General features: G+C 46.8%; 17 protein-coding genes. 1 reads left to right on the top strand and 16 read right to left on the bottom strand.

The features are described from left to right. Positions 1 to 9 precede the first annotated feature (9 nt). The 5 genes from opp3C to ACHAL6_RS10325 form a co-directional block, all read right to left on the bottom strand. Positions 10 to 1,065: an oligopeptide ABC transporter permease gene (opp3C, locus tag ACHAL6_RS10345; protein WP_395270594.1), complete on the bottom strand. Its 1,056-nt coding sequence runs from the start codon at positions 1,063 to 1,065 to the stop codon at positions 10 to 12. After that, the gene (locus tag ACHAL6_RS10340) at positions 1,058 to 1,999 is read right to left on the bottom strand and encodes an ABC transporter permease (RefSeq protein WP_395270593.1); all 942 of its coding nucleotides are present in this window, start codon (positions 1,997 to 1,999) and stop codon (positions 1,058 to 1,060) included. Before ACHAL6_RS10340 ends, opp3C begins: the two co-directional genes overlap by 8 nt. Before the next feature lie 117 nt (positions 2,000 to 2,116). Then, positions 2,117 to 3,793: a peptide ABC transporter substrate-binding protein gene (locus tag ACHAL6_RS10335; protein ID WP_395270592.1), complete on the bottom strand. Its 1,677-nt coding sequence runs from the start codon at positions 3,791 to 3,793 to the stop codon at positions 2,117 to 2,119. 489 nt (positions 3,794 to 4,282) lie between these two features. Beyond that, complete coding sequence (locus ACHAL6_RS10330; RefSeq protein WP_395270591.1) at positions 4,283 to 9,370, bottom strand: SdrD B-like domain-containing protein; 5,088 nt, start codon at positions 9,368 to 9,370, stop codon at positions 4,283 to 4,285. A 567-nt stretch (positions 9,371 to 9,937) separates the two neighbouring features. Further along, positions 9,938 to 11,344, bottom strand: a complete 1,407-nt coding sequence (locus tag ACHAL6_RS10325; RefSeq protein WP_395270590.1) for an MATE family efflux transporter — start codon at positions 11,342 to 11,344, stop codon at positions 9,938 to 9,940. Between the two features lie 268 nt (positions 11,345 to 11,612). Here ACHAL6_RS10325 and ACHAL6_RS10320 point away from each other — a divergent pair, with 268 nt between their 5' ends. Further along, positions 11,613 to 11,978, top strand: a complete 366-nt coding sequence (locus tag ACHAL6_RS10320; protein WP_395270589.1) for a YegP family protein — start codon at positions 11,613 to 11,615, stop codon at positions 11,976 to 11,978. A gap of 118 nt (positions 11,979 to 12,096) precedes the next feature. On the opposite strand, the gene ACHAL6_RS10315 is transcribed toward ACHAL6_RS10320, so the two are convergent. The 11 genes from ACHAL6_RS10315 to ACHAL6_RS10265 form a co-directional block, all read right to left on the bottom strand. Then, on the bottom strand, positions 12,097 to 12,960 hold the full coding sequence (locus ACHAL6_RS10315) for a FoF1 ATP synthase subunit gamma (RefSeq protein ID WP_395270588.1): 864 nt from the start codon (positions 12,958 to 12,960) through the stop codon (positions 12,097 to 12,099). Next, a complete protein-coding gene (locus ACHAL6_RS10310; protein WP_395270587.1) occupies positions 12,957 to 14,471 on the bottom strand; it encodes a F0F1 ATP synthase subunit alpha in 1,515 nt (504 codons plus the stop codon). The genes ACHAL6_RS10315 and ACHAL6_RS10310 overlap by 4 nt, the downstream gene beginning before the upstream one ends. Beyond that, complete coding sequence (locus tag ACHAL6_RS10305) at positions 14,461 to 15,240, bottom strand: hypothetical protein (protein ID WP_395270586.1); 780 nt, start codon at positions 15,238 to 15,240, stop codon at positions 14,461 to 14,463. Before ACHAL6_RS10305 ends, ACHAL6_RS10310 begins: the two co-directional genes overlap by 11 nt. 4 nt (positions 15,241 to 15,244) lie before the next feature. Continuing rightward, on the bottom strand, positions 15,245 to 15,511 hold the full coding sequence (locus ACHAL6_RS10300; RefSeq protein WP_207600079.1) for a F0F1 ATP synthase subunit C: 267 nt from the start codon (positions 15,509 to 15,511) through the stop codon (positions 15,245 to 15,247). An 11-nt stretch (positions 15,512 to 15,522) separates the two neighbouring features. Continuing rightward, positions 15,523 to 16,215, bottom strand: a complete 693-nt coding sequence (locus ACHAL6_RS10295; RefSeq protein WP_395270585.1) for a F0F1 ATP synthase subunit A — start codon at positions 16,213 to 16,215, stop codon at positions 15,523 to 15,525. Positions 16,216 to 16,219: 4 nt separating this feature from the next. Further along, on the bottom strand, positions 16,220 to 16,504 hold the full coding sequence (locus tag ACHAL6_RS10290; RefSeq protein ID WP_395270584.1) for an ATP synthase subunit I: 285 nt from the start codon (positions 16,502 to 16,504) through the stop codon (positions 16,220 to 16,222). Positions 16,505 to 16,518: 14 nt separating this feature from the next. Then, complete coding sequence (locus ACHAL6_RS10285; protein ID WP_395270583.1) at positions 16,519 to 16,818, bottom strand: AtpZ/AtpI family protein; 300 nt, start codon at positions 16,816 to 16,818, stop codon at positions 16,519 to 16,521. A 9-nt stretch (positions 16,819 to 16,827) separates the two neighbouring features. Beyond that, on the bottom strand, positions 16,828 to 17,205 hold the full coding sequence (locus ACHAL6_RS10280) for a hypothetical protein (protein WP_395270582.1): 378 nt from the start codon (positions 17,203 to 17,205) through the stop codon (positions 16,828 to 16,830). Then, on the bottom strand, positions 17,195 to 18,592 hold the full coding sequence (gene atpD, locus ACHAL6_RS10275) for a F0F1 ATP synthase subunit beta (RefSeq protein WP_395270581.1): 1,398 nt from the start codon (positions 18,590 to 18,592) through the stop codon (positions 17,195 to 17,197). The genes ACHAL6_RS10280 and atpD overlap by 11 nt, the downstream gene beginning before the upstream one ends. 321 nt (positions 18,593 to 18,913) lie before the next feature. Then, positions 18,914 to 20,350 (bottom strand): multicopper oxidase family protein, encoded by a 1,437-nt coding sequence (locus ACHAL6_RS10270; RefSeq protein WP_395270580.1) that lies wholly within the window; start codon positions 20,348 to 20,350, stop codon positions 18,914 to 18,916. A gap of 70 nt (positions 20,351 to 20,420) precedes the next feature. Then, positions 20,421 to 22,547 (bottom strand): copper-translocating P-type ATPase, encoded by a 2,127-nt coding sequence (locus tag ACHAL6_RS10265; RefSeq protein ID WP_395270579.1) that lies wholly within the window; start codon positions 22,545 to 22,547, stop codon positions 20,421 to 20,423. Positions 22,548 to 22,560: the final 13 nt, after the last annotated feature.

Genomic DNA, 22,560 nt, shown 5'->3' with positions numbered 1-22,560 from the left:
AACATTCACCTACATTTCTTTCATTTTAGGATCAAAAGCATCCCTTAAACCGTCTGCCAGGAGATTGAAGCTCAGCATGATCACAGCAAGGACGATCACCGGGAACACGATCATATAAGGATGTGTGGTGAAGGACTTGAAGGCATCACTGATGAGCGATCCCAGGGAGGCATTCGGTGCCGGTACACCAAGTCCCACGAAGGCCAGAAAGGCTTCGGTGAAGATGGCGTTGGGCACGGAAAACATCGACATGATGATCAGCTGACCGAAGATGTTGGGCAGAATCTCCTTGAAGATGATGAAGAAATCTTTTGCACCCAGCGTCTTGGAGGCCAGAATGAACTCCTGCTCCTTCAGCTTCAGCACCTGCGCTCTTGCCACACGGCTCATCCCGATCCAGCCCGTCAGGGCCAGAGCCAGGGTGATGGTGAAGAGCCCCGGTTTCATGACGATGATAAGTAGCGTTACGAGAACCAGTGTCGGAATACCGTTGAGCACTTCAGAGAATCTCTGCATGATCATATCCACCCTGCCACCGAAGTAGCCGGAGATCAGGCCATAGCTCATACCGAAGATCATATCCACCAGCACTGCCACAAGAGCAATGTAGAGGGAGATTCGGGTTCCTGTCCAGGTTCTTGTGAAGATGTCACGGCCCAGAACGTCTGTGCCGAACCAGTAGTACGTATCTTCCAGACCCGTTTCTTTTTCAGGGTCCACATATTTATTGATTTCCACAACACCTGTGGAGGTGTTCATGGTTTCCGCACCATCAAAAATACCGATGCCCAGGCTTTCAATGCCCTTTATTCTCGGTGCCAGATTCTGGTGCTGAATGATCTGAGAATCAAAGGTGTATTCATTCATACCCGGTCCGATGACGGCCATGATGATGATGAGCACGATGAAGATCAGGCCGAAGATGGCACCCTTGTTCTTCACGAATCTCATGAGGATGTCTTTCCAGTAGGATTCCTTCGCATAGGTTTCATCCACGAAATCATCCTGGTCTTTTCTCACCAGCTCAAAATCGTCCGGCTTAAATTCTATCGTCTGATTATTCATGGAGATCCTCCTTTGCAAGTCTGATTCTTGGATCGATGATGCCGTAGAGTATGTCCACCACAAGCATGATGCCGATGAACATGACGCTGTAGACAAAGGCCAGTGCTATGATGACGTTATAGTCATTGGATTGGATGGCTGTAACCATGAGAGAGCCGATACCCGGAATGGAGAACAGCTTCTCGATGACCAGGCTTCCCGTCATGAGACTGACAATGAGTGGTGCCAGTACCGTGATGATCGGAATCAGCGCATTTCTCAGTGCATGGACGAAAATGAGTCTTTTCTGGTCCACTCCTTTGCTTTCCGCAAGAAGCATATAGTCTGACCCCAGCACTTCCAGCATTTCCGTTCTCGTGAACCTGGCCACCGTGGCAATGGTGAACATGCTCAGCGCCACTGTAGGGAGGATTGTCGACTCGAAGGGCGCATCGATCTCATAGAGAAGCGGGAACCACTTCAGTTTGAATCCCATGGAATAAATCAGCGCCATGGCAAACACATAGGAAGGAAGACTGACACCCAGAACTGAAATAACAGTAGTCAGCGTATCGAAAATCGTATTGTGCTTGATTGCAGCGATGAGCCCCAGTACGATCCCGATGATGGTACCGATGAAGACTGCCTGACCACCGATTCTCAAGGAAAGGGGTAGTCTTGACTGCAGAAGCTGCGTAATCGGTGTGTTCTTCGAAATATTGTAGGAAACACCAAAATCCCCGGAAACCATGGCTTTCAGGTAATTGAAGAATCTTACAAACATCGGTTTGTCCAGGCCGTATTTCGCATTGATGATGGCTCTCTGGGCATCGGTCAGCTTTTCATCGTTGAACGGTGAGCCCGGCATGAGCTCCAGCATGATGAAAAGGATAAAAAGAATGACCAGAAGCGTCAATGCGGAGATGCCGATACGTTTTAAAATATACTTTTTCATAAGCACTACTCCTCATAGAATTAGCTCGGTAAACAGAAGAAGGACGCTGTATTTTCATGTGTTCTCAAACAGCGTCACACTCTTCTTTTGTTTTAAATATATAGGGTTAGAAGTAAACTAGTTTTTGGTTGCGTTCTTGAAGACTCTGTTGATACCCACGGAGTGGAACTCAACGCCTTCAACACCGGTTCTTACCATGACCGCATCACCCTTCTGGTATACAGGCAGGATGACTGCTTCGTCCATGACAATCTTTTCAGCGTCTTTCAGTGCTTCCCATCTGGCTTCCAGATCAAGAGCAAGGTCGCCCTTCTTGGCATCTTCGATGATGGCATCATATTCTGCGCTGGACCATGAACCATAGTTGTTGGAACTTCCTGTGGTCCACATGTCAAGATAAGTCATTGGATCCGCATAGTCTGGGCCCCATCTTGTCAGAACAAGCTCGTAGTCTCCAGCCTGCATTCTTTCCACACGATTCTTCTTTGGCATGGTCTGCAGTTCTACAGTGAGTCCTGGAAGAGTTGTCTGCCATTCGGACTGCAGGAACTGTGCCACGTTGATGGAAGCTTCAGTGTCTTCTACAAGCATGGTGTAGGTAAGTTCTGTAACGCCTAGCTCTGCCAGACCTGCTTCAAAGTATTCCACAGCTTTCGCCTTATCGGTTTCAAGGTAGGTTCCGGCGGTTTCTCTGAAGTCCTTACCATCTGGGCCTGTGGCCAGAAGTGTAGGTACAGGGAAGTTCGCAGGAATGGATCCGTCTTTCAGGATATTGTTGGCTATGGCATCCTTATCGAAAGCCAGGGCCATACCGGTTCTGATGTTCACATTTTCAAGTCCTGCCACCAGCTGATTTGGAGAAACATACCACAGGTATCCTGCTACTACATTAACGAATTCAGGATCGTTCATGAACTGTTCCACCTGTTCTCCGGAAAGAGTCGCGATGTCGAGGTCTCCATTCTGATAGGAAAGCATGGTCTGCTGTGAATCCTTGATGACCTGGTACTGGATTCCATCCAGTGCTACAGCATCAGCATCCCAGTAGTCTGCATTCTTTTCCAGGGAAATGGTTGTCGCTGCTGGCTCGTAAGCGGTGATCTTGAAAGGTCCGTTTGCAAGCAGTGTTTCTGGAGAGGTTCCATAGTTGTCGCCTACTGATGTGAAGAACTCTTCATTCATAGGAAGGAAGGATGGGAAGGACATGAGAGATTCAAAGTATGGTACAGGGAAATCCAGTTCCACGACCAGAGTCTTCTCATCTTCTGCTGTGACACCCAGCTCTTCTACTGCCACTTCACCGGATGCGATGGCATCTGCGTTCTTGACGCCTGCCACGCCCATGATGAAAGCATATTCACTGGCAACTTCAGGGTCTACCAGTCTTCTCCATGCGAAAACAAAATCATCTGCTGTCACAGGAGTACCGTTGGACCAGTTTGCGTCTTTCAGCTTGAACGTATAGGTCAGTCCATCTTCACTCTTCTCCACGGTATCCACCATGGCTGGAATCGCTGAACCATCCGCATCTACGGAGTAGAGACCTTCAGTCACTGCTGCGATGACTTCAAATGAAGTTCCATCTGTAGCAATCTGAGGATCCATGGAAGCCACTTCCACGTTGAACTGCACTTTCAGTACATTGTCGCCATCTTCACCTGTCGGTTCTTCTCCTGGCGTTTCTGCTGGAGTTTCACCCGGCGTTTCTGCTGGCGTATCGGCATCTCCGCATGCTGTGATCATCATCACTGCCGCAAGCGCCATGGCTATTGCGAGTATTCTCTTTTTCTTCATGATATTCCTCCTTGTTTTTTTAGACTAATTCCTGTTACGGAAACATCTGTACAGACCACCCGAACATTATTGTGAACAAAATGTATCGATGTGATTGTTTTTTATAATTATACATCTACCATTTCTCAAGTCAACAAAAATGAGATAATTTCTTCCATAATAATGATATTTGCTAAAATAATCCTCTATTCATTTGATGTAAACGTATTTAAATTACATAATATTATTGATTTATCAATATGTAAAATGAATTCAATGCGTACGATAATTTCATTTTTTCCGCTTCCATTCCGATTATCCCAGTCGATTCACAGAAATAAAACAATATAGTACGTCATCCATGCAGGATATCCTGCATGGATTCCAGAAACATGAAATTTCATTCTCATAATTATGCATACTATACATTCGCTGCAGAAAACCTCCGAAATGGTAAATCCCCCGGCAGCTTCAGCTGCCGGGGGAAACCAGTCTGGGTCCGATCAGATTCTAGTATTTGGTTGTGTTATAGAAACTGTTCATCTCCCAGTAAGGAACATAGACTACGGAATGCGCTGCAATATAGATGTCTCCGCTGAACTTATCCTTCGGTGTATACTCGAATACTGTAGCCTGGTCAGGTACCAGAGGTTTGAATGGGAACTGTCCAGGGTCTGCAACAGTAACTGTTGTCTTACCAGTTTTCTTCTCAGGCAGCTCATCCTCTCCAGCATACAGATGAACTTCCATCAGGCTGAATCCCTTATTCATCTCATACCTGAACGTTACCTTACCGTCCAGATAAGTCACATAAAGTCTGCCTGCATCCAGTGCCTTGGTGACATCGTTAAGTCCTGCGCCTGTGTAGACGGTGAAGACATACTTTCCTTCAGGCAGAGGACCATTGGTCCATCCCCAGTTGGCGGCGGTGACAATCTCATTGATTGGAATGGATTTATCCGGACTCAGATAAGCCCATCCGGTCTCATCGTAGAGCTTCTGTCTGACTTCCACTGTTTCAGTGTCTTTATCGGTGATCTCATTTGGCAGACCTCTTGGATTTGCCAGAACGTATGCTGTATTTTCAAGCATACCGATATCAGCCACAGTAAGAAGTCTCTGATAGCTGTGTTCATCGCTTGCGCCAGTAATAAGTGTTGTCGCAAATTCAGGCATGCTTCCCAGCATGGTGTCTGTAACTGCGATGTTCACAAGATCCACATCTCCGGTGTTTGTGATCTTCACGGTGTAGGTCAATGTGTCTCCTACGTGAGCAAGATTGGTATTGACGCTCTTTTCAAGGTCGATGTGAGGATGTACCAGATTTACGGTAGCACTGGCTGATAACTCGAACCTACTGATGGCCTCAAATCCTATTGGGCTTGCAGCAAGGGTTACTGTGTTCTTCAGCTCTGTCCAGCCGTACTTGGTCATATAATCCGGATCATCTGTTTCCTTCACCACATAATTCACGGTGATGGTCTTGACAGCACCTGATGCCAGATCGAATGTATCATCCAGTCCCAGCATTGGGTCTGTGACTCTGACCTTCATATCCGGTGCATAGCTTTCAGCGGTGAGGTTGGTGACCTTGATGGTGTAGACGATGGTGTCACCGACTTTGGAGATCTCCGTGTCAGCCATTTTTTCAATCTTGATGTCCGGTGTAAAGAGCCTAATCTCATGGCTGTCCTTATCTGTCAGGACATTCGGGAATCCTTTAGGAGATGCTGTGACTTCTGCTGTATTGACAAGCGGATTCGTGTCGCCTGCTTTGACGAGATAAGTATAGGTGTACTCACCAGACATTCCAGATGCAAGCACGGCATCCTGTACAACCAGTCCTGCGATGTCATCATCAACAGTAAATACCAGGTCTGGTGCGTCCATGGAACTGGTGTTTTTCACGATGATCTTGTAAGTAATGGTATCGCCGATCATGGATACCGTTCTATCAGCAGTCTTCTCGATGGTTATGCCAGGCTGGAAGAGGTTGATGGAGAAGGTGCTGGTCTCCGTAACAGTTTTAGTGAATGAACCCATGACATAATTGTAAGTAGCTGTGACTTTGTTTTCAAAAGGATCTGCTGCACCTTCTGGAATCATGAATTCCTTGCTGGCAGTATCTGTTTCACCAACACCAAGTACAGTCTTTGTAAAGAGACTGGTCAGGTCAAAGTCAAAGGTTTCGTCATAGACTTTCTCAAGTTCTAACGGAACATCTCCGATATTCTTGACCGTGAAGGTATAGGTTACAGGGTCGCCGATCTTCGACAGCTCATCACTCTTCTTGGTGATTTCCAGCATCGGCATCAGCACTTTCGTGTCTGCAGATGCTTTTCCTCTGAATACATTCGTGAAGTCCGCGAAGGAGGTGACAAAGGACACTTCATTTGTGATGATGGAGCCTCTGACTGCATCCAGTGGAATCATGTAATCGGTGGAAGCATCATCAAAGACCATGCTTTCTCCTGATTTCAGACTGAACACCTTGGCATCGGCACCGACCCATCCCAGCTTCTCATCTGTTACAGTGAACTTTGTTTCTGGTGTATCAGTTGAGCTGATGTTCTTGATGGTGATGATGTAATGAACGGTCTCACCAGGCACCGCTACAGCCTTGTCTACAGTCTTTGTGATGCTGTACTCAGGCTGGAACAGGTTCACTTCATGGCTGGATTCCGAGGTGACAGCTTTCTCGTAGGTACCGGAAACATATTTATACTCTGCAGTTACAACGTTCTTGAATGGATCTACGGCATCTTCCGGAATGAGGAATTTCACTGAGACTTCATCGCTTTCGCCCGGTTTCAGGATATCCTTCATGAAGAGACCCGTCAGATCCTTATTCATGGTCACATCAAAGATTTTCACTTTGTGCAGATCCACGGAACCGATGTTCTCTACCAGGAATTTGTAGGTGACTTCATCACCGATCTTCGATAACGCATCGCCGGTCTTTGTGATCCTGATTGCAGGTGTCTTCACCGTTGTTTCCGCAAAGGCTTTACCCTCATAGGTGTTCGGGAAGTCTGCAAAGGACGTTACAAAGGAGGCTTCATTCTTGATGATGGATCCATCCAGTGCGTCTGCCGGAATCACGAAATCCGTTTCAGGACCTTCAAAGATCATACCCGCACCGGAGGCCAGATCAAACGACTTCGCATCTGCACCTGTCCACCCCAGCAGTTCATCTGTCAGAACGAAGGAGGTCAGCGGTGTATCGGAAGAGCTGAGGTTCTTCACGGTGATCTTGTAGCGTACGGTCTCTCCAGGAATCGCAACAGCCTTATCCACAGTCTTTTCAATGCTGTAGTCCGGCTGGAAGAGGTTCACGGAGAATTCAGAGGAAGCACTGGCAGTCATAAAGAACTCACCAGATACATATTTGTACGTGGCAGATACTTTGTTGATGAATGGATCTGATGCTGTTTCAGGAATCTTAAACGTGTAGCTTGCTGTATCTGTTGCTCCGACGGCCAGTGTTTCTTTCGCAAAGGCACTGGTGATATCCTCTGCAAAGGTATCATCAAAGACTTTATCCTTCTGAACCGGTACATCACCGATGTTTTCTATGACAAAGTTGAATGTTACGGTGTCACCGATCTTCGATAACGCATCGCCGGTCTTTGTGATCTTGATTTCAGGCATCAGCACCTTCGTCTCCGCAAAGGCTTTGCCCTCGTAGATGTTCGGGAAGTCTGCAAAGGAAGTGACGAAGGAGGCTTCATTCTTGATGATGGAACCTCTGACCGCATCCGAAGGAATGACATAGTCCGCGGATGCATCATCAAATACTTTTTCTTCACCAGGTAACAGATCAAAAGTCTTCACATTGGCATCTGTCCAGCCAAGCAGTTCATCTGTGAGCACAAAGGAGGTCAGTGGTGTATCCGATGAGCTGTTGTTCTTCACAGTTATGGTGTAATGTACCGTCTCACCAGGTACTGCGCCGGCCTTGTCTACAGTCTTTGTGATCTCATAGTCCGGCTGGAACAGGTTTGTTTCATGCTGGGCATCCGCAGTTGCTTCCTTACCCATATAGCTGTAAATAGCGGTCACTTTGTTTATAAAAGGATCCACAGCTCCTTCAGGAATCGCCATTTCGAATTCATGGCTTTCTTCAGCACCCTTAAGAAGTGTTGTACCGAATCCACCTGTTACTGCAACTGCATCCAGAGGACCGAATTTGTCATCTATGATGCTGACCAGGTCCAGATCCACATTTCCTGTGTTTTTCACAGTGACAGTGAACTTGATGGTGTCACCGATCTTGGAGAGCATATCCCCAGTCTTTGTCACTTCGATCTTAGGTTCCGGCATGAAGTTACCAAAATCCACACCTGAAATTACAAGGTCTCCCGTATCCGGCATCATCATGGATGGAATTCTCCATCTCCAGCTGCCTTCACCAAGAACTTCCTTATAATAGGAAATGGCACCGATCGGAAGCGTCTCTTCTTTGTTCGGATAGGTCTGGAAGTAGTTCTCTTCCATCATCTCATGCACAAACAGCTCCGAACCATAGGAGAGTTCATTGAAGTAATAGTATCCGTCGGCATCCGTTGTCGTTGTAAGAGGTACCTCAATATCCTCGATTTTACCTATGAGGTTGATGGTCCATCCGGGAAGTCCAACCTCTCCTTCATCATACATACCATTGTTGTTGGCATCGAGGAATTTTCTTCCTGTTACACTACGATAGGTTTCAGGAGTATCTGGCAGCTGCACGTCTCTGGATCCCTTTGCTTCGAGCATACCGAAATGTCCACTGGAACCCGTGGATGGTCCTGCCCCATATCCAACGAAATCAAAGTCCAGAGCACCAAATAGATATCCACCCCAATCAGCTGGAGGTCCACTGGCATAATACTCTTGCAGATCTCTGGAATAGATGGAGGTTCTTGCCAGATGGAACTCGAAATAGATATAGAAATCATCCACATCATCCGGATTCAGCCCCTGAGCTTCCAGTGCATTCATGATATCTTCAGCTGTTACGATAAAGCATCGCTCTTCATCAAGCGGACTACCGATTTCACCGATACTTCCTGTTATCGCAGAACGGTTGATCTGCTCGTTGGGAAGGTTCAGCAGGGAGTATCCGTTCCACGCATTTTCACCAGGATGGTTCTGAGCGATATTCACAAGCTCCGGTGTTCCAAGAGGATAAGCGGTACCATCCGCCTGAGGCCACCCTTCAGCATTTGTAAGCTCTCTTGTTCCCACCTGTATACCTTTGACAAGGTCTACAAATATACCATAATCCGCACCACCCAATATTGGATAAACCGACGTGTACCAGAATTTCAGATCAGGAAAATTCTCAAACCCGGGATATAGTGACTGAAAACCGGAAATATGCGCTCTACCAGGGAAAGTCTCTCCTTCCTGATAGGATTTCGCAAGGTTACCCGTGGTCCAGTCCCCAGTCCAGTCCTTCGTGTCAACGTTGTATCCCTCCAAAGTCACACTGCCATCATAAGTAGCGGCTTCAACAATCTTCGGCGTAAATCCGAGAGTCATCACCATCAAAAACGCAATCAGTAACGAAGGGAATTTCATTACATATCGGCGACGCGTTTTATAGGCAGCCATGTTTTACACTTCCTTTCCCGCGTTAGCGGACTTGAGAAACGAGCAACATATCAAACCCGATCCGATCAATAATACGGATGAATAAGACCCATGATATAAATTCACTCTTTTCTCAACATGGAAACACAATAAATGAAATAATAGATGAACACTTCACAATAGATAAAGTTTCAATCTATATTTTATTTTAATTAAATAAATAGAGCAAAATCTATTTTGTAAATAACTGCAGGATAGATTTTCCATAAGTATAACCAGAATCTAATTCTTATGAATCAACTGATATCTCAATCTGATTATACCAACAAACCACACTGATAACAACGCTTTCATCTCTCAAGCATAAAAGTTAACATACCGAACACCCACTTATCATAATTCACACCTAGTATATCAATCAGATTTATATTTTCATCACATTTTAATTATAATCGCTTTTTTATCTTAAAATGTCGATATTTGTTAATCAGCTGGACGTAAAGAAACTCCCCTATATTTCATAAGGGAGTGACTTTCCTGTTCAATCTCTGCAATTCATGACATCACTTATTAATGAAGCTTTCTCGTTTATATGACCTCTTTCGTCCATCGATCAGATTTGTAGATCCAGAAACCATAGAGAACCACAAGTATATTAGATACATTCATGGCAATCCATACACCTCTCTGGCCGAGCTCCGTGAAGCTGCTGAAAAGAAGAATCAGCGGGATTCTTACAAGCCAAAGTCTGCCGATGGCCATGAACATGGAGTAATTGGTATGCCCAGTCCCCTGAAAAAGCCCCTGGAAAATCGAGAACAGTCCCATCAGAGGAATCGTAAGCAGAATATAGGTCAGGTATTCCAGACTCTGGGCCACCATGAGGTCATCTGCAGTAGGTGTAAAGAAATAGATCAGGCGATACCGGAGCAGATAGATGAAGAACGTGCCCACCACACTGATGATGAGAGACAGTTTCACTGCTTTCCAGAACCCTTCCTTGACTCTGGGAGAGTTTCCGGCACCCATGTTCTGGCCCACGATGGATGTGAGCCCCATACCGATGCCCATGGCGGGCATCATGATCATGTTATTGATGCGGTTGATGAGAGAAAATGCCGCAAGAAGCGAAGTTCCATATCCCGCTATGAAAGTATTCAGCAGAATGAATCCGAAAGCCGCACCTGAATGACCCGCTGAGCTTGGAAGCCCTACACTGATGATCCTTGTGAGCTTCTTTTTATCGAAAGGAATGTTTCTGAAACTCACAGGCAGCTCTTCAGAGGTCCTCCTCATGACGAAGAACCCTAGAATCATGAGAACCACCTGGGATGCGGAAGTTGCCATGGCTGCACCCGCCACGCCCATACCAAGGCCCGGCAGTCCCAGCACCGGAATGGTTGCGAAGATGAAGAACGGATCCAGAAAAATATTCAGCACAGCGGAAAAGGAGTTCACGAAAGTGGAGGACCTGGTGTTACCCTGTGCATTCATAATGGCCACAAAGCCCATGAAGACAATCTGAAACGGCACACCCAGGAATATATAACGAAGGTAATCATTGGAAAGTTCACCAAAACGCCCTGAACCACCCATGAACTGGATGATGTAGGGAGATGTGTAATATCCGATGAATCCGATGAGAAGACCCATACCCACTGTGAAGAGCATCACATGCCAGGCGTATTCCTTGGCTTCTCTGATCTTCTCTCTACCAATGAGTTGTGCAAGAATAGAAGTTCCCGCAATCTGAATACCCATTCCGATGGAACGGAAAAGAAACATCACTGGATTGACAAAAGAAACCGCCGCAAATTCCGTGGTTCCCAGCTGGCCTACAAAAAACGCATCCGCCATATTGTATACCGTCATAATGAGGTTATTGATGATCAGAGGCAGAGAGATCATCCAGATCACCTTATACATGGGTCCGCCTAAAATCATCTCAGTCTTTGTTGAATCTTTACTATTTGGAACAGGTTTGTTTAAAGCCATGTGAATCATCCTTTATCTGCAGTTCTTATTTCATGTGGAATAACCGGAAAGCAGTTCCTGATATAGTCCAATATACCACGATAGCAGGTGGTACTCCTTTTTCGGGATATACAGATTATCTTGCAATGAATACAAAATAGTGTATTTAACCGGTTCACTGTACTGCAACACTTATTGAATGCTGCGCAGATATTTGTTATACTCATATAAAGACAGAAAATTCACTCAAAATATTCTTTGTATAGAAGAACAATTATAGGAGGGTACTATGTCATCTAAATTTATTGTGAAAGAAACCAAAACAGGAATGAAATTCGATCTGCTTGCAGCCAATGGTCAGGTCATCGCCACTTCAGAAGTATATGCATCCAGAAAATCTGTGAAAAACGGTATTGCAAGTGTGAAAACCAATGCACCCATTGCAGAAGTGGAAGATCAGACCATAGAAAGCTTTATCACAGTGAAAAATCCGAAATTCGAAGTTTATGCAGATAAGGCAGGAGAATTCAGATTCAGACTGAAAGCCAAAAACGGTCAGATCATCGCTACAGGTGAAGGATACAAAAAGAAAGCCTCCTGCATGAACGGCATCGAATCCGTAAAGAAAAACGCTCCCGAAGCTGCTGTCGAATAGCAGCAAGTCAAACTCTGAATAAATAGTTTTCAGAGAAATATCGGCATTATGGTAAAACATAATATATACTCAAACCCCAAGAATGAACGCTCAGTCTATCCCATAGCAGACTAAGCGTTCATTCTTTGTTTCTGAATACATGAAACCCGGAAGTGATGTCCCTGATCTCATCCGTGATGGAATCCTGTCTGAGACGTTTGTACTTCATCTCCAGTTCTTCCATCCGCTCTTCAATGTTCTTTTTGGCCGATGTCATGGAAGCAATGCGGCTTTCGTTCTCCGTCACCAGAGAATAGCAGAAGGTTCTGTAGAGCGTGATGAAATAATACTGCTTCAGAAGATCGGACAAAAGCCTTTCTCCTGACATATAGTAAGCAGGCTGTGCTCCTTCCTTCCATTTCACATCCTCTTTTCTGATTTTCTTCAGGTCAAGGGGAAACAGTTTTTCCGAATGCTCCTTGAACCCCTGCCTTCCTGTAGACCGATTATAGTGAAGATAAATCTCCTTCACCTTTTCCGTTTCTCTCAATTCATCCAGTTCAGAAAGAAGATACTGAACCGAGGAGGTGATGCCGTCCACACTCTGCGGTACAGAAAAGAATTCTTCCACTTCGTATTCTTCCAGTCTTCTTAACCCCTGTTCCCCTATGATAAGAAGCAGATTTTTTCCATCCTTAGGGATTCTGGTCCTTGCATAGTCTGTGATTCTTTCATTGAAGCTTCCACATAGTCCATGGTCCGAACTGAACACCACATGGATTGTCTTTCCTTCACTGCGTCTTAAGACTTCTTCCGGCATTTCTCTCTTTTTCATCACCACAGTCAGCGCTTTATTAAGCACCTGACGATACTGCATGGAAGCATCCGCCGCCTGCTGAAACTGATTGATGTTTGTGGTGGCATGAAGTTTCATGGTATTTACGATGGTATACAGATTCCTGGCCGAAGTCAGGCTCTTTTTAAGAGACTGAAGATTTTTCATCCGTCCTCCCCCTCTTCCATGGTCTCTCTCACCGCGTCCAGAAATTCCTTTTTCATTTCCTCTTCGATTGTTCTGTTCCGCAGAACCGCATTCCGGAATGATTCCATGCTTTCCACGACTTCCATGATCCGTTTCTCATGGTCTCCAATCTCATCCAGAGGCACCTCATCCAGGAGCCCTTCAGTGAGCGCCATGAACACGCCGATCTGATGCGTCACTTCCATGGGTGAAAACTGCGGCTGATTGAAGACCTTTCTGATCCTCTCTCCACGTGCAAGAAGCTGCTTTGTGCTCTCATCCACCACCGTACTGAAACTGGAGAAGAGTTCCAGCTCTTCAAACTGGGAATAGCTCAGTTTAAGCGGACCTGTGATGTCTCTATACGCTGCCAGCTGTGATTTTCCACCTACTCTGGATACGGACGTCCCTACATTGACCGCAGGTATGTTTCCGCTCTGAAAGATCTTGGGAGACAGATAGATCTGGCCATCTGTAATGGAAATGAGATTCGTCGGAATGTAGGCGGAGATATTTTCCGCCTGGGTCTCTATGATGGGAAGCGCTGTGATGCTGCCTCCTCCATAGATTTCTCTAAGGTGGGTGGAGCGCTCCAGCAGCCTGGAGTGGATATAAAAGATGTCTCCGGGATAGGCTTCACGACCGGAAGGTCTTTCCAGCAGAATGGATAGTTCTCTGTATGCTCTTGCATGCTTGGTCAGATCGTCATAGACGATGAGCACATCCTCTCCTTCCATCATGAAGAATTCCGCCAGAGATGTGGCCGCATAGGGCGCTATATAGGATACGCCCGGAGGACTGTCAGAAGAAGCCACCAGGACTACGGTATGGTCCAGCGCACCTTTATTCTTCAGCACTTCCAGATTCTTTGTAACCGAAGAAATCTGCTGTCCGATGGAACAGTAGATACAGATCACATCTTTTCCTTTCTGGTTGATGATGGTGTCCAGGGCAATGGAAGTTTTTCCGCTCTTCCGGTCACCCAGAATCAGCTCTCTCTGCCCCCTTCCGATGGGCACAATGGCATCTATGACCTTGATTCCCGTCTGCAGCGGCTCCGATACCGGCGCTCTATGCATGATGGGCGGAGATTCCCTTTCAATGGGCAGAACTCTACTGGATTCTACGGGTTTTTTCCCATCCAGCACGTTCCCCAGAGGATCGATGACTCTTCCCAGAAACTTTCTGCTTACGGGAATGGATGCCACCTTGAACGTACGCATGACCGGGTCTCCTGCTCGAATGCCTGTGTAATCACCTAACAGGATGACGCCCAGCTCATGAGGGTCGAGATTGTATGTCAGGCCTAGAATACCCTGCGGGAACTGTACCAGCTCCTGGTTTTTCACATGATGGAGACCTTTCACCACCGCAATTCCTCTGTCAACGGATGCCACGGTTCCGCTTTCCTCCACTTCAGCAACCGCAAGAGGTGTCTCTTTCATCTGATCCAGCATATTTTCCAGATAGGCTATTTCCTTTCTAAGCGTCATAATCCTCACCTCTGTCTCTTACCACCTGCTCCAGAAACTCCTTCAGCTGCTCTTCTTTCTTGTCCACAAAGTGGCTGATGCTGGAATAGATGGTGTAATCAGGCATCTTCAGCATGTATCCAGCCACAAGAGATGGGTCTTCTCTCATTTCTAGTGAAGCGATTTCTAAACGATTTTCCTGCAGCACATATTCCAGCTGCTCCTTCTTTCTTTCATCCACCTTTTCCGCACTGATCAGGATATACGCTCCGACCTCTTTACCTTGACTTCTTTCATGATTCTCTTCTGCAAAGGTCCTGATTCTTTCAAGAAGCGCTTCAAACAGATAGGTCTCAAGATCCTCCCGCTTGAAACTATCCACAAGGTTTCTAGCGATATCAACAGATCCCTTCACCATGAAGTTTCTGATTTCCACACCGATGGCTTCCTGATCTTCTCTTACATCGGCGAGAAAAGCCGATTTCTTCCCTTCCGCTTCCTTTTCATACTTTTCCACAAGATTCTTTTTGTATTCTTCTGCCTCTTTCACCGCTTCATTCATGGTCTCCGCTTTCTCTTTTTCGATTTCACTCAATTTCCTCTCATAGGTTCTGATGAGCTCCTCCGCTTCCTCGTTCTTTCTTTCCGCATTCCTGATATTGTCCTCGATCTTCTGCTGCCTCTCCTCCATGATTTCCGTCACAGGTTTGTAGAACAGTTTCTGCAGCACAAAAAGGAGAACAAAGAAGTTGATGATCAGGGCTATGATCTCAAATAAACCGATCTGCATGACATCAACCCGCTACCAGGTTCCAGAATGGATTCGCGAAAAGAAGAATCATGGTCACCACAAAGCAGTAGATGGCCGTCGATTCAATCATGGCCAGACCTACAAAAAGCGTTCTGGAGATGGTGTTGGATTCATCAGGCTGCTGCGCCATGGATGCCAGTGCCTGGGAAACCGCTTTTCCTTCCCCAAGAGCCGGTGCGATAGAGCCGATGGATATGGTGAATCCTGCTACGATGATGGATGTCATTCCGATGATGGTCATTGAATCCATGATTATACCTCCTATTGTTCTGATTCCGATACACTATTTTCCTTGTTTCTGATGGCTGCTGATATATAGACCACTGCCAGTACCGCAAAGATGTATGCCTGTATGACGCCAGTGAGAAGTCCCAGAAGCTGAAGGGCTACAGGAAACAAAAGCGGCACGATGGTGACTAGAATCCCCACAATGATGGAGGAGCTCATGACGTTTCCATAGAGACGGATGGCCATGGATACAGCTCTGGAAATCTCACTGATGATGTTGAAGGGCAGCATGATCCAGGTGGGTTTGAGATAATCCTTGAGATAACCCCTTATCCCCTGACTGGAAATGCCATAGAAGGGAACCGCAAAGAATACGCAAAGAGCCAGGGCGATGGTGGTGTTCAGGGATCCCGCCGGCGAGATGAATCCTGGTATCAGAGACAGAAGAACTGAAGCCAGAATGAACAGAAACAGCGTCCCTGCAAAGGGCAGTATTTTATCTGCATTTCCTTGACTGATTTCACTGATCTGATCATTGATCATGGTGAAAAGGGCTTCCACCGCATTCTGCTTTCTGCTTATTTTCGTATCGCTTCTGAGATTTCTTGTAAGAATGAATGCCCCTATGACGATCACTGCTGTGGTGATCCAGGCGAACACCAGAGTGGCTGTGATTTTCACAAATCCCCACTCAAAATAGACAATTTCACTAGGGTCTATATTCACAAAATCACACTCCTTCCCCTCTTTCAGAGGGAACCGATTTTCCTAGCCTTTGGATCATCACAAATCTTACAATGAGAATTCCTGCCATGGCCGAGAGAAGATTCTTTATTTCACCATCCATGATGAGATAGATTCCTCCCGCAAGAATCACCAGCCTCAGAATCAGGCTGAGCATCATGAAAAGAGCCGGGTGCTTTATGGAATTAAGCTTTCTCACCGTCAGGTACAGTCCGCCAAAGAATACTGCGCCCAGAAGAGCGCCTACGATAAACGCCAGTATCATCTTCATCCTCTCCACCTCCTCTACTTCTTTCCTTCACTTGTCTCTTTCACCCATCTCCATGCATTGATACACCCGATGACCAGTCCCAGAAAAAGAAACGTCATGGTGAAGGATATGCTGGACTCTGTTCTTCCATCGAGATAGGAACCGAGAAGAATTCCCAGTAGAGTGGGAATGGCGATGGAGAATCCCACGATACCGAAAATACCCAGACCGAACATGATCTCCTTTCCCTTCTTTCTCGCATCAATCTTCTTCTGTGCATCGGAAGAAATCTTATCCATGAGTTTTTCTTCAGGCGTCCTGCTCTCTTTTTTCACTTAACCCTCCTATTCCAGCTCTGCCAGTCTGATCAGCGTATCCGCTTCCAGCTTATCCAGAATTCTGCTGAGTTTCTTCTCTTTTTCATCCAGGTTTCTGAAGTTCTTCTCCACCGTTTCCTTGAGCTCCTCCAGTGAAGTGCTTTCCACCACCTGATAGGATGAAATCTGCACCAGAGACTTTTCCTTCACGAGCACCCCCTGATGGATGGCGAAAAACCTTTCCTCCTCTTCTCTTGTGAGAATGAGGATGCCTGCCTGAAGAGTCCATACCACATCGACATGACGAGGCAGTATCTGAAAGGATCCTTCCGCACCTGGGGCGGTGATTTTTTCCACTTCCTGATCCAGCAGCAGTTTTCCCGGTACAACGATTCTAACTCTCATGGTCTGATTCCTTCTTTCTTACAGCTTCGTCTATGGCGCCGATCATATACAGCTCCTCTTCGCTGTAGTCCGAAAACTCGTCATGAAGAATTCTCTCGCATCCGGTAAGGGCATCTTCAAGCTTTACAAACTTTCCTTTCATCCCTGTAAACTGTTCCGTGGTGAAGAAGGGCTGCGTAAGAAACCGTTCCAGCCTTCTTGCCCGGTAGACGATATTCCTGTCATTACTGGAAAGCTCACTGATGCCAAGCATGGCAATGACATCCTTAAGATCCTCATAGGCCGACAGCGTCATCTTGATTTCACGGGCAATATCATAGTGCCTCTGTCCCACTATCTCAGGATTCAGCATTCTGGAGGTGGAGTTTAAGGGGTCCATGGCAGGATAGAGCCCTTCACTGGCTCTTTTTCTGGACAGCACCACAGAAGCGGACAGATGCGGGAAGGTGTGGGTTGCCGACGGATCCGTGAAATCATCTGCAGGCACATAGACTGCCTGGATGGAAGTGATGGATCCGCTTCTGGTATTGCAGATTCTTTCCTCAAGCTCCGAAAGTTCCGTGGCCAGAGTTGGCTGATATCCTACTCTGGAAGGCATCTTTCCGGTAAGACCAGACACTTCAGACCCAGCCTGGATGAACCGGAAGATATTGTCAATGAGGAGCAGTACGTCTTTCTTCTCCGTATCACGGAAATATTCAGCCATGGTCAGCGCACCATGTCCCACTCTGAACCTTGCTCCTGGCGGTTCGTTCATCTGGGCAAATACCAGCACGGTATGATCCAGGACTCCCGCCTCCCTGATTTCACGGTAGAGTTCCTCCGCTTCTCTTGACCTTTCTCCGATGCCGCAGAAAATGCTGTACCCTTCCAAGGAGGAAGCGGTGTTATGGATGAGCTCCGTGATCAGCACAGATTTACCTACCCCCGCACCACCGAAAAGCCCCGCTTTTTCCCCCTTGGCCAGAGGCGTCAGAACATCTATGGCTTTGATGCCGGTGATGAAAATCTCATCACTGGTGCTGCGCCTGGAAAAGGGCACGGGCTTCTGATGAATGGATCGCAGAGGCAGCTCCCCGGACATCGTGTCTTCATCCAGCTGATTGCCCAGTACATCAAATATCTTTCCAAGGGTCCTGTTTCCCACAGGAACCATGATGGGTTTTCCTGCATCCAGTATGGAGGCACCCCTTGAAAGACCCGATGTGGAAGTCAGCGCAATGGCCATGACGCTTTTATCACTGATCTGGGAATTCACTTCAAAGACCACCTTATGATCTTCTCCAGTAGTCAGTTTATTGTTGATAAGTGGCAGACGATCCGGAAAATAAGCCTCAATGATGCTTCCTCTGATTCTCGTGATCTGCCCCCAGTTCTGATTTTCCATCCCTTCACCTCCCGTGCATCTGGTACAAACGATTCCATAGCCGATTGATTCTACAGATAAGACAAGCCGGCTTCTCCAGAAGTCTGTCCTTATGTTACACGCCTCTTTATTAGCCGAATATTCTGTTTATTTAAAGTATACTGTAAGTGAAAAAGATTGTCTAATGTGCCTGAACTGTATACACGGTATAATACCTACAGCTCCTTTCTTCTGATGCTCCGAAAAAAAGACGGCATCATCATGACACCGTCCTCCTCTTCCTGACAGATCTCCTTTCATGGATGATCCTACATCTCAATCATGAAACTTTTCCGCTGCTTCTCAATACACTTCCAGCTGTCCCATCATGCCTGCTTCTTCATGTTCCAGAATATGACAGTGGTACATGAAGACTCCTTTGAATCTGAACCTGACAATGATCCGGACGGTTTCCCCCGCATTCACGAAAATGGTATCTTTCCACCCCATCTCGTTCTGGTAAGGCTCCTCTCCATTTCGGCTGAGCACCTGAAACTGTGTCCCATGAATATGGAAGGGATGTCCGAGACTCCCCATCATCATGGATCTGTTTGTGGTGATTTCCCAGATTTCAAGTTCTCCTTCTGCCACATCATCATCAATCCGATCCATATCAAACTGACGGCCATTCAGTGTGACCATGCGGCCCATACCATCCAGTTCGATGCTCTTGAAACCGGTCACCAGGTCCTGATCCATCTTTTCGATTTCTGCCAGCTCTAAAGGAATCTCTGTGGTATCTTCCGCTTCTTCTCCTACTCTGAATGACATGACCCGTTCTCCATCACTTTCAAGTTCAAGAACGTCTCCGTCCTCATATTTTGAGAAATCAACGATGATTTCCGCTCTCTCTCCTGGTGTGATGAAGAGGGAATCCCTTTCCACAGGACTTTCGAGAAGCCCTCCATCCGATGCGATCTGCTGGAACTCGCTCCGGTCACTAAGCCTCAGATCAAAGTTGCTTGCATTGGCTCCATTTACGACTCTGAATCTCATCTTCACCTGGTCCACATCCAGATAGGGCGTGATGGCACCATTGACCATGATATGTTCTCCGTAGGCTCCATCCATCATGTTATCGTAATATAGAAACGAACCGTCTTCACTGAAACTTCTGTCCTGAATAATCAGAGGAATATCATTGACCCCATATTCATCCGGAAGATTCAGCGATTTCGAGTTTTCATCCTCCACGATGAGCAGTCCTGCCAAACCATAGTAGACCTGAATGGCCGTTGTGCCGATGACATGAGGATGAAACCATAGCGTGGCCGCAGGCTGACTGATTTCAAAGACAGGCTCCCAGACCCCATTCTCCGCTATCACCTGGTGAGGACCTCCGTCATCTGTACCTTCCACTTCCAGTCCATGCCAGTGCACGGAGGTTTCATCAGAAAGCTCGTTTTTAATATGCATCCGCACTTCGTCTCCTCTTGAGACCCTGATTACAGGCCCAAGATAACTTCCGTTATACCCCAGCGTGGGCGTTTTTAGTCCACTGATGAATTCCGTTTCCCCTTCCTGCACACTGATCTCGAATTCGGAAATACCGTCATTCGGGTTCTTGTCTTCCAAGAGGGCAGGGACAGGGAGTTTTCTGTCCGTATCTGTATCCACGACATCTTCATTTCCGTCATCTCTGTTCACCGGAAATTCTCCAGGTCTAAGAAAGAGTCCCAGAAGTCCGATGAAAACCAGAAATGTCCCAATGATGACGCCTGCTATCCATTTATTCTTCAATTTCCTCACCTCCTATGGCAAAGGTATGCTTTCAGTAAGAGCTGGAGCACTCTCCAGTCCCCACAAAGAATCAGTCTATTTTAAGAAACCTTGCATTGATGGCTACAATCACAGTACTTAGGGACATGAGCATCGCACCCAGCGCTGGGCTTATGACAATGCCCTGATTAATGAGTACACCCGCTGCAAGGGGCAGTGCAATGACATTATATCCAGTAGCCCAGATGAGATTCTGGATCATCTTTCTATAGGTCGCCTTTGAAAGTTTAATGATATTCACAACATCCAGCGGATTGCTTTTCACCAGAATGATGTCCGCCGTTTCTATGGCTACATCCGTTCCTGCACCCACTGCAATGCCAAGGTCTGCCTTTGCCAGGGCAGGTGCGTCGTTGACTCCGTCTCCGGTCATGGCAACCTTTCTTCCCTGACGAATCAGCGCATCAATCTTGTCCGCCTTCTCATTGGGCAGCACTTCTGAAATGATCTCATCGATGCCCAGCTCCTTTCCTACAAAGGAAGCCACCTTTCGGTTGTCACCTGTGAGCATGATGGATTCAATATTCATGGACTTGAGGACTCGTACCGCTTCCTTGGCAGACTCCCTCACCATATCGGACAAGGCGATGATTCCGATGAGCTTCCTGTCCTCAAGTACAAATACCACGGTCTTTCCCTGCTCTGCAAGGTGCTCATAGTATTCTTCGTCAAAGCTGATGTTTTCCTCTCTGATATAGCCAGGACTCACCACCATAATGTCTCTGCCATCCATCTTCGCCTGAAGACCCTGCCCTGGAATGTTCCTGTAGTCCGTCACATCCGAAAGCTTCATACTTCTCTCTTTACCTTCTCTTACAATGCCTCTGGCAATGGGATGCTCCGAATTGGATTCCACAGAGTAGGCGATGTTCATGACTTCCTCTTCGGTTCTTCCTACGGCTTTGATATCCGTTACGCCGAATTCACCTTCCGTCAGCGTACCCGTCTTGTCAAATACCACAGCGTCCAGTTTACGTGCACTTTCAAAGGCATTTCTGTCTCTTATGAGCAGCCCTCTTTTTGCACCGATGCTGGTGGATACCGCTGTAACCAGAGGCGTCGCCAGTCCCAGTGCATGGGGACAGGAAATGATGATCACTGTGACGGCTCTTTCCATGGCAAAGCTGATTTCTCGTCCGAGAAGCATCCAGACCGTAAAGGTCAGTATTCCTGATACCGAAGCGATATAGAAAAGCCACTTGGCCGCGATATCCGCCAGTCTCTGGGTTCTGGATCTGGATTCCTGCGCCTCTTTCACGAGTTTTATGACCTGGGATAGGAATGTATCCTCCCCCACATGACTGACTCTGAATTTCAGGATGCCTTCTCCATTGATGGCGCCTCCGATGATTTCATCGCCATCTGCCTTCACCACAGGTACCGATTCCCCTGTGATCATGGATTCATTCACCTCAGACTTCCCTTCATAGACAATCCCATCGATGGGAATCTTCTCTCCTGGTTTCACCAGAACTTCATCCTTCTCTTTTAGCTCTTTCACCGGCACATCCACAGTTTCTCCATGCTCATCCAGAAGATGCGCCTCTTCCGGCATGAGCTTCAATAGCTCATCCAGTGCTCTGGAGGCGCTCATGACGGACTTCATTTCGATCCAGTGTCCTAGGAGCATAATCACGATCAGTGTCGCCAGTTCCCAGAAGAAATCACTGCCGATCTTCGTGAAGACTGCAACGGTACTGTATATGTAGGCGACGGTGATGGCAAAAGCGATCAGCGTCATCATACCAGGTTCTTTCTTCTTCAGCTCGTCTTTTGCCCCGGTAAGAAAAGGCTTTCCTCCATAGATGTAGAGCACCGTAGAGAGTGCGAACAGCAGATACGAATCTCCGGTGAATCTCCAGTCCACACCAAGGAACATCTGGATCATGGGGGAAAGAACAAGAATCGGTACCGTGATCACAAGAGAGATGAAAAATCTTCTTCTGAAATCCTCCACCATCATGGCATGGTGGTCATGATGGTCATCGTGTCCCGATCCATTATGCTTCTTGCCCTGACTATGGTGCTCTTCATGTTCTGATCCGTTTTCATTTGATTCATGATGCTCTTCCTGTCCTGTCCCAGCATGTTCTTCTTCATGAGAAACAGAATCATGAGCATCATGCTCCATTCTCTTGTTCATCTTATCTTCCTTCATTCATATCACTCCT

The sequence above is a fragment of the Proteiniclasticum sp. C24MP genome, assembly GCF_043951855.1.
Taxonomy (GTDB): domain Bacteria; phylum Bacillota; class Clostridia; order Clostridiales; family Clostridiaceae; genus Proteiniclasticum.
This window is presented reverse-complemented; position numbering and strand designations above follow the sequence as displayed.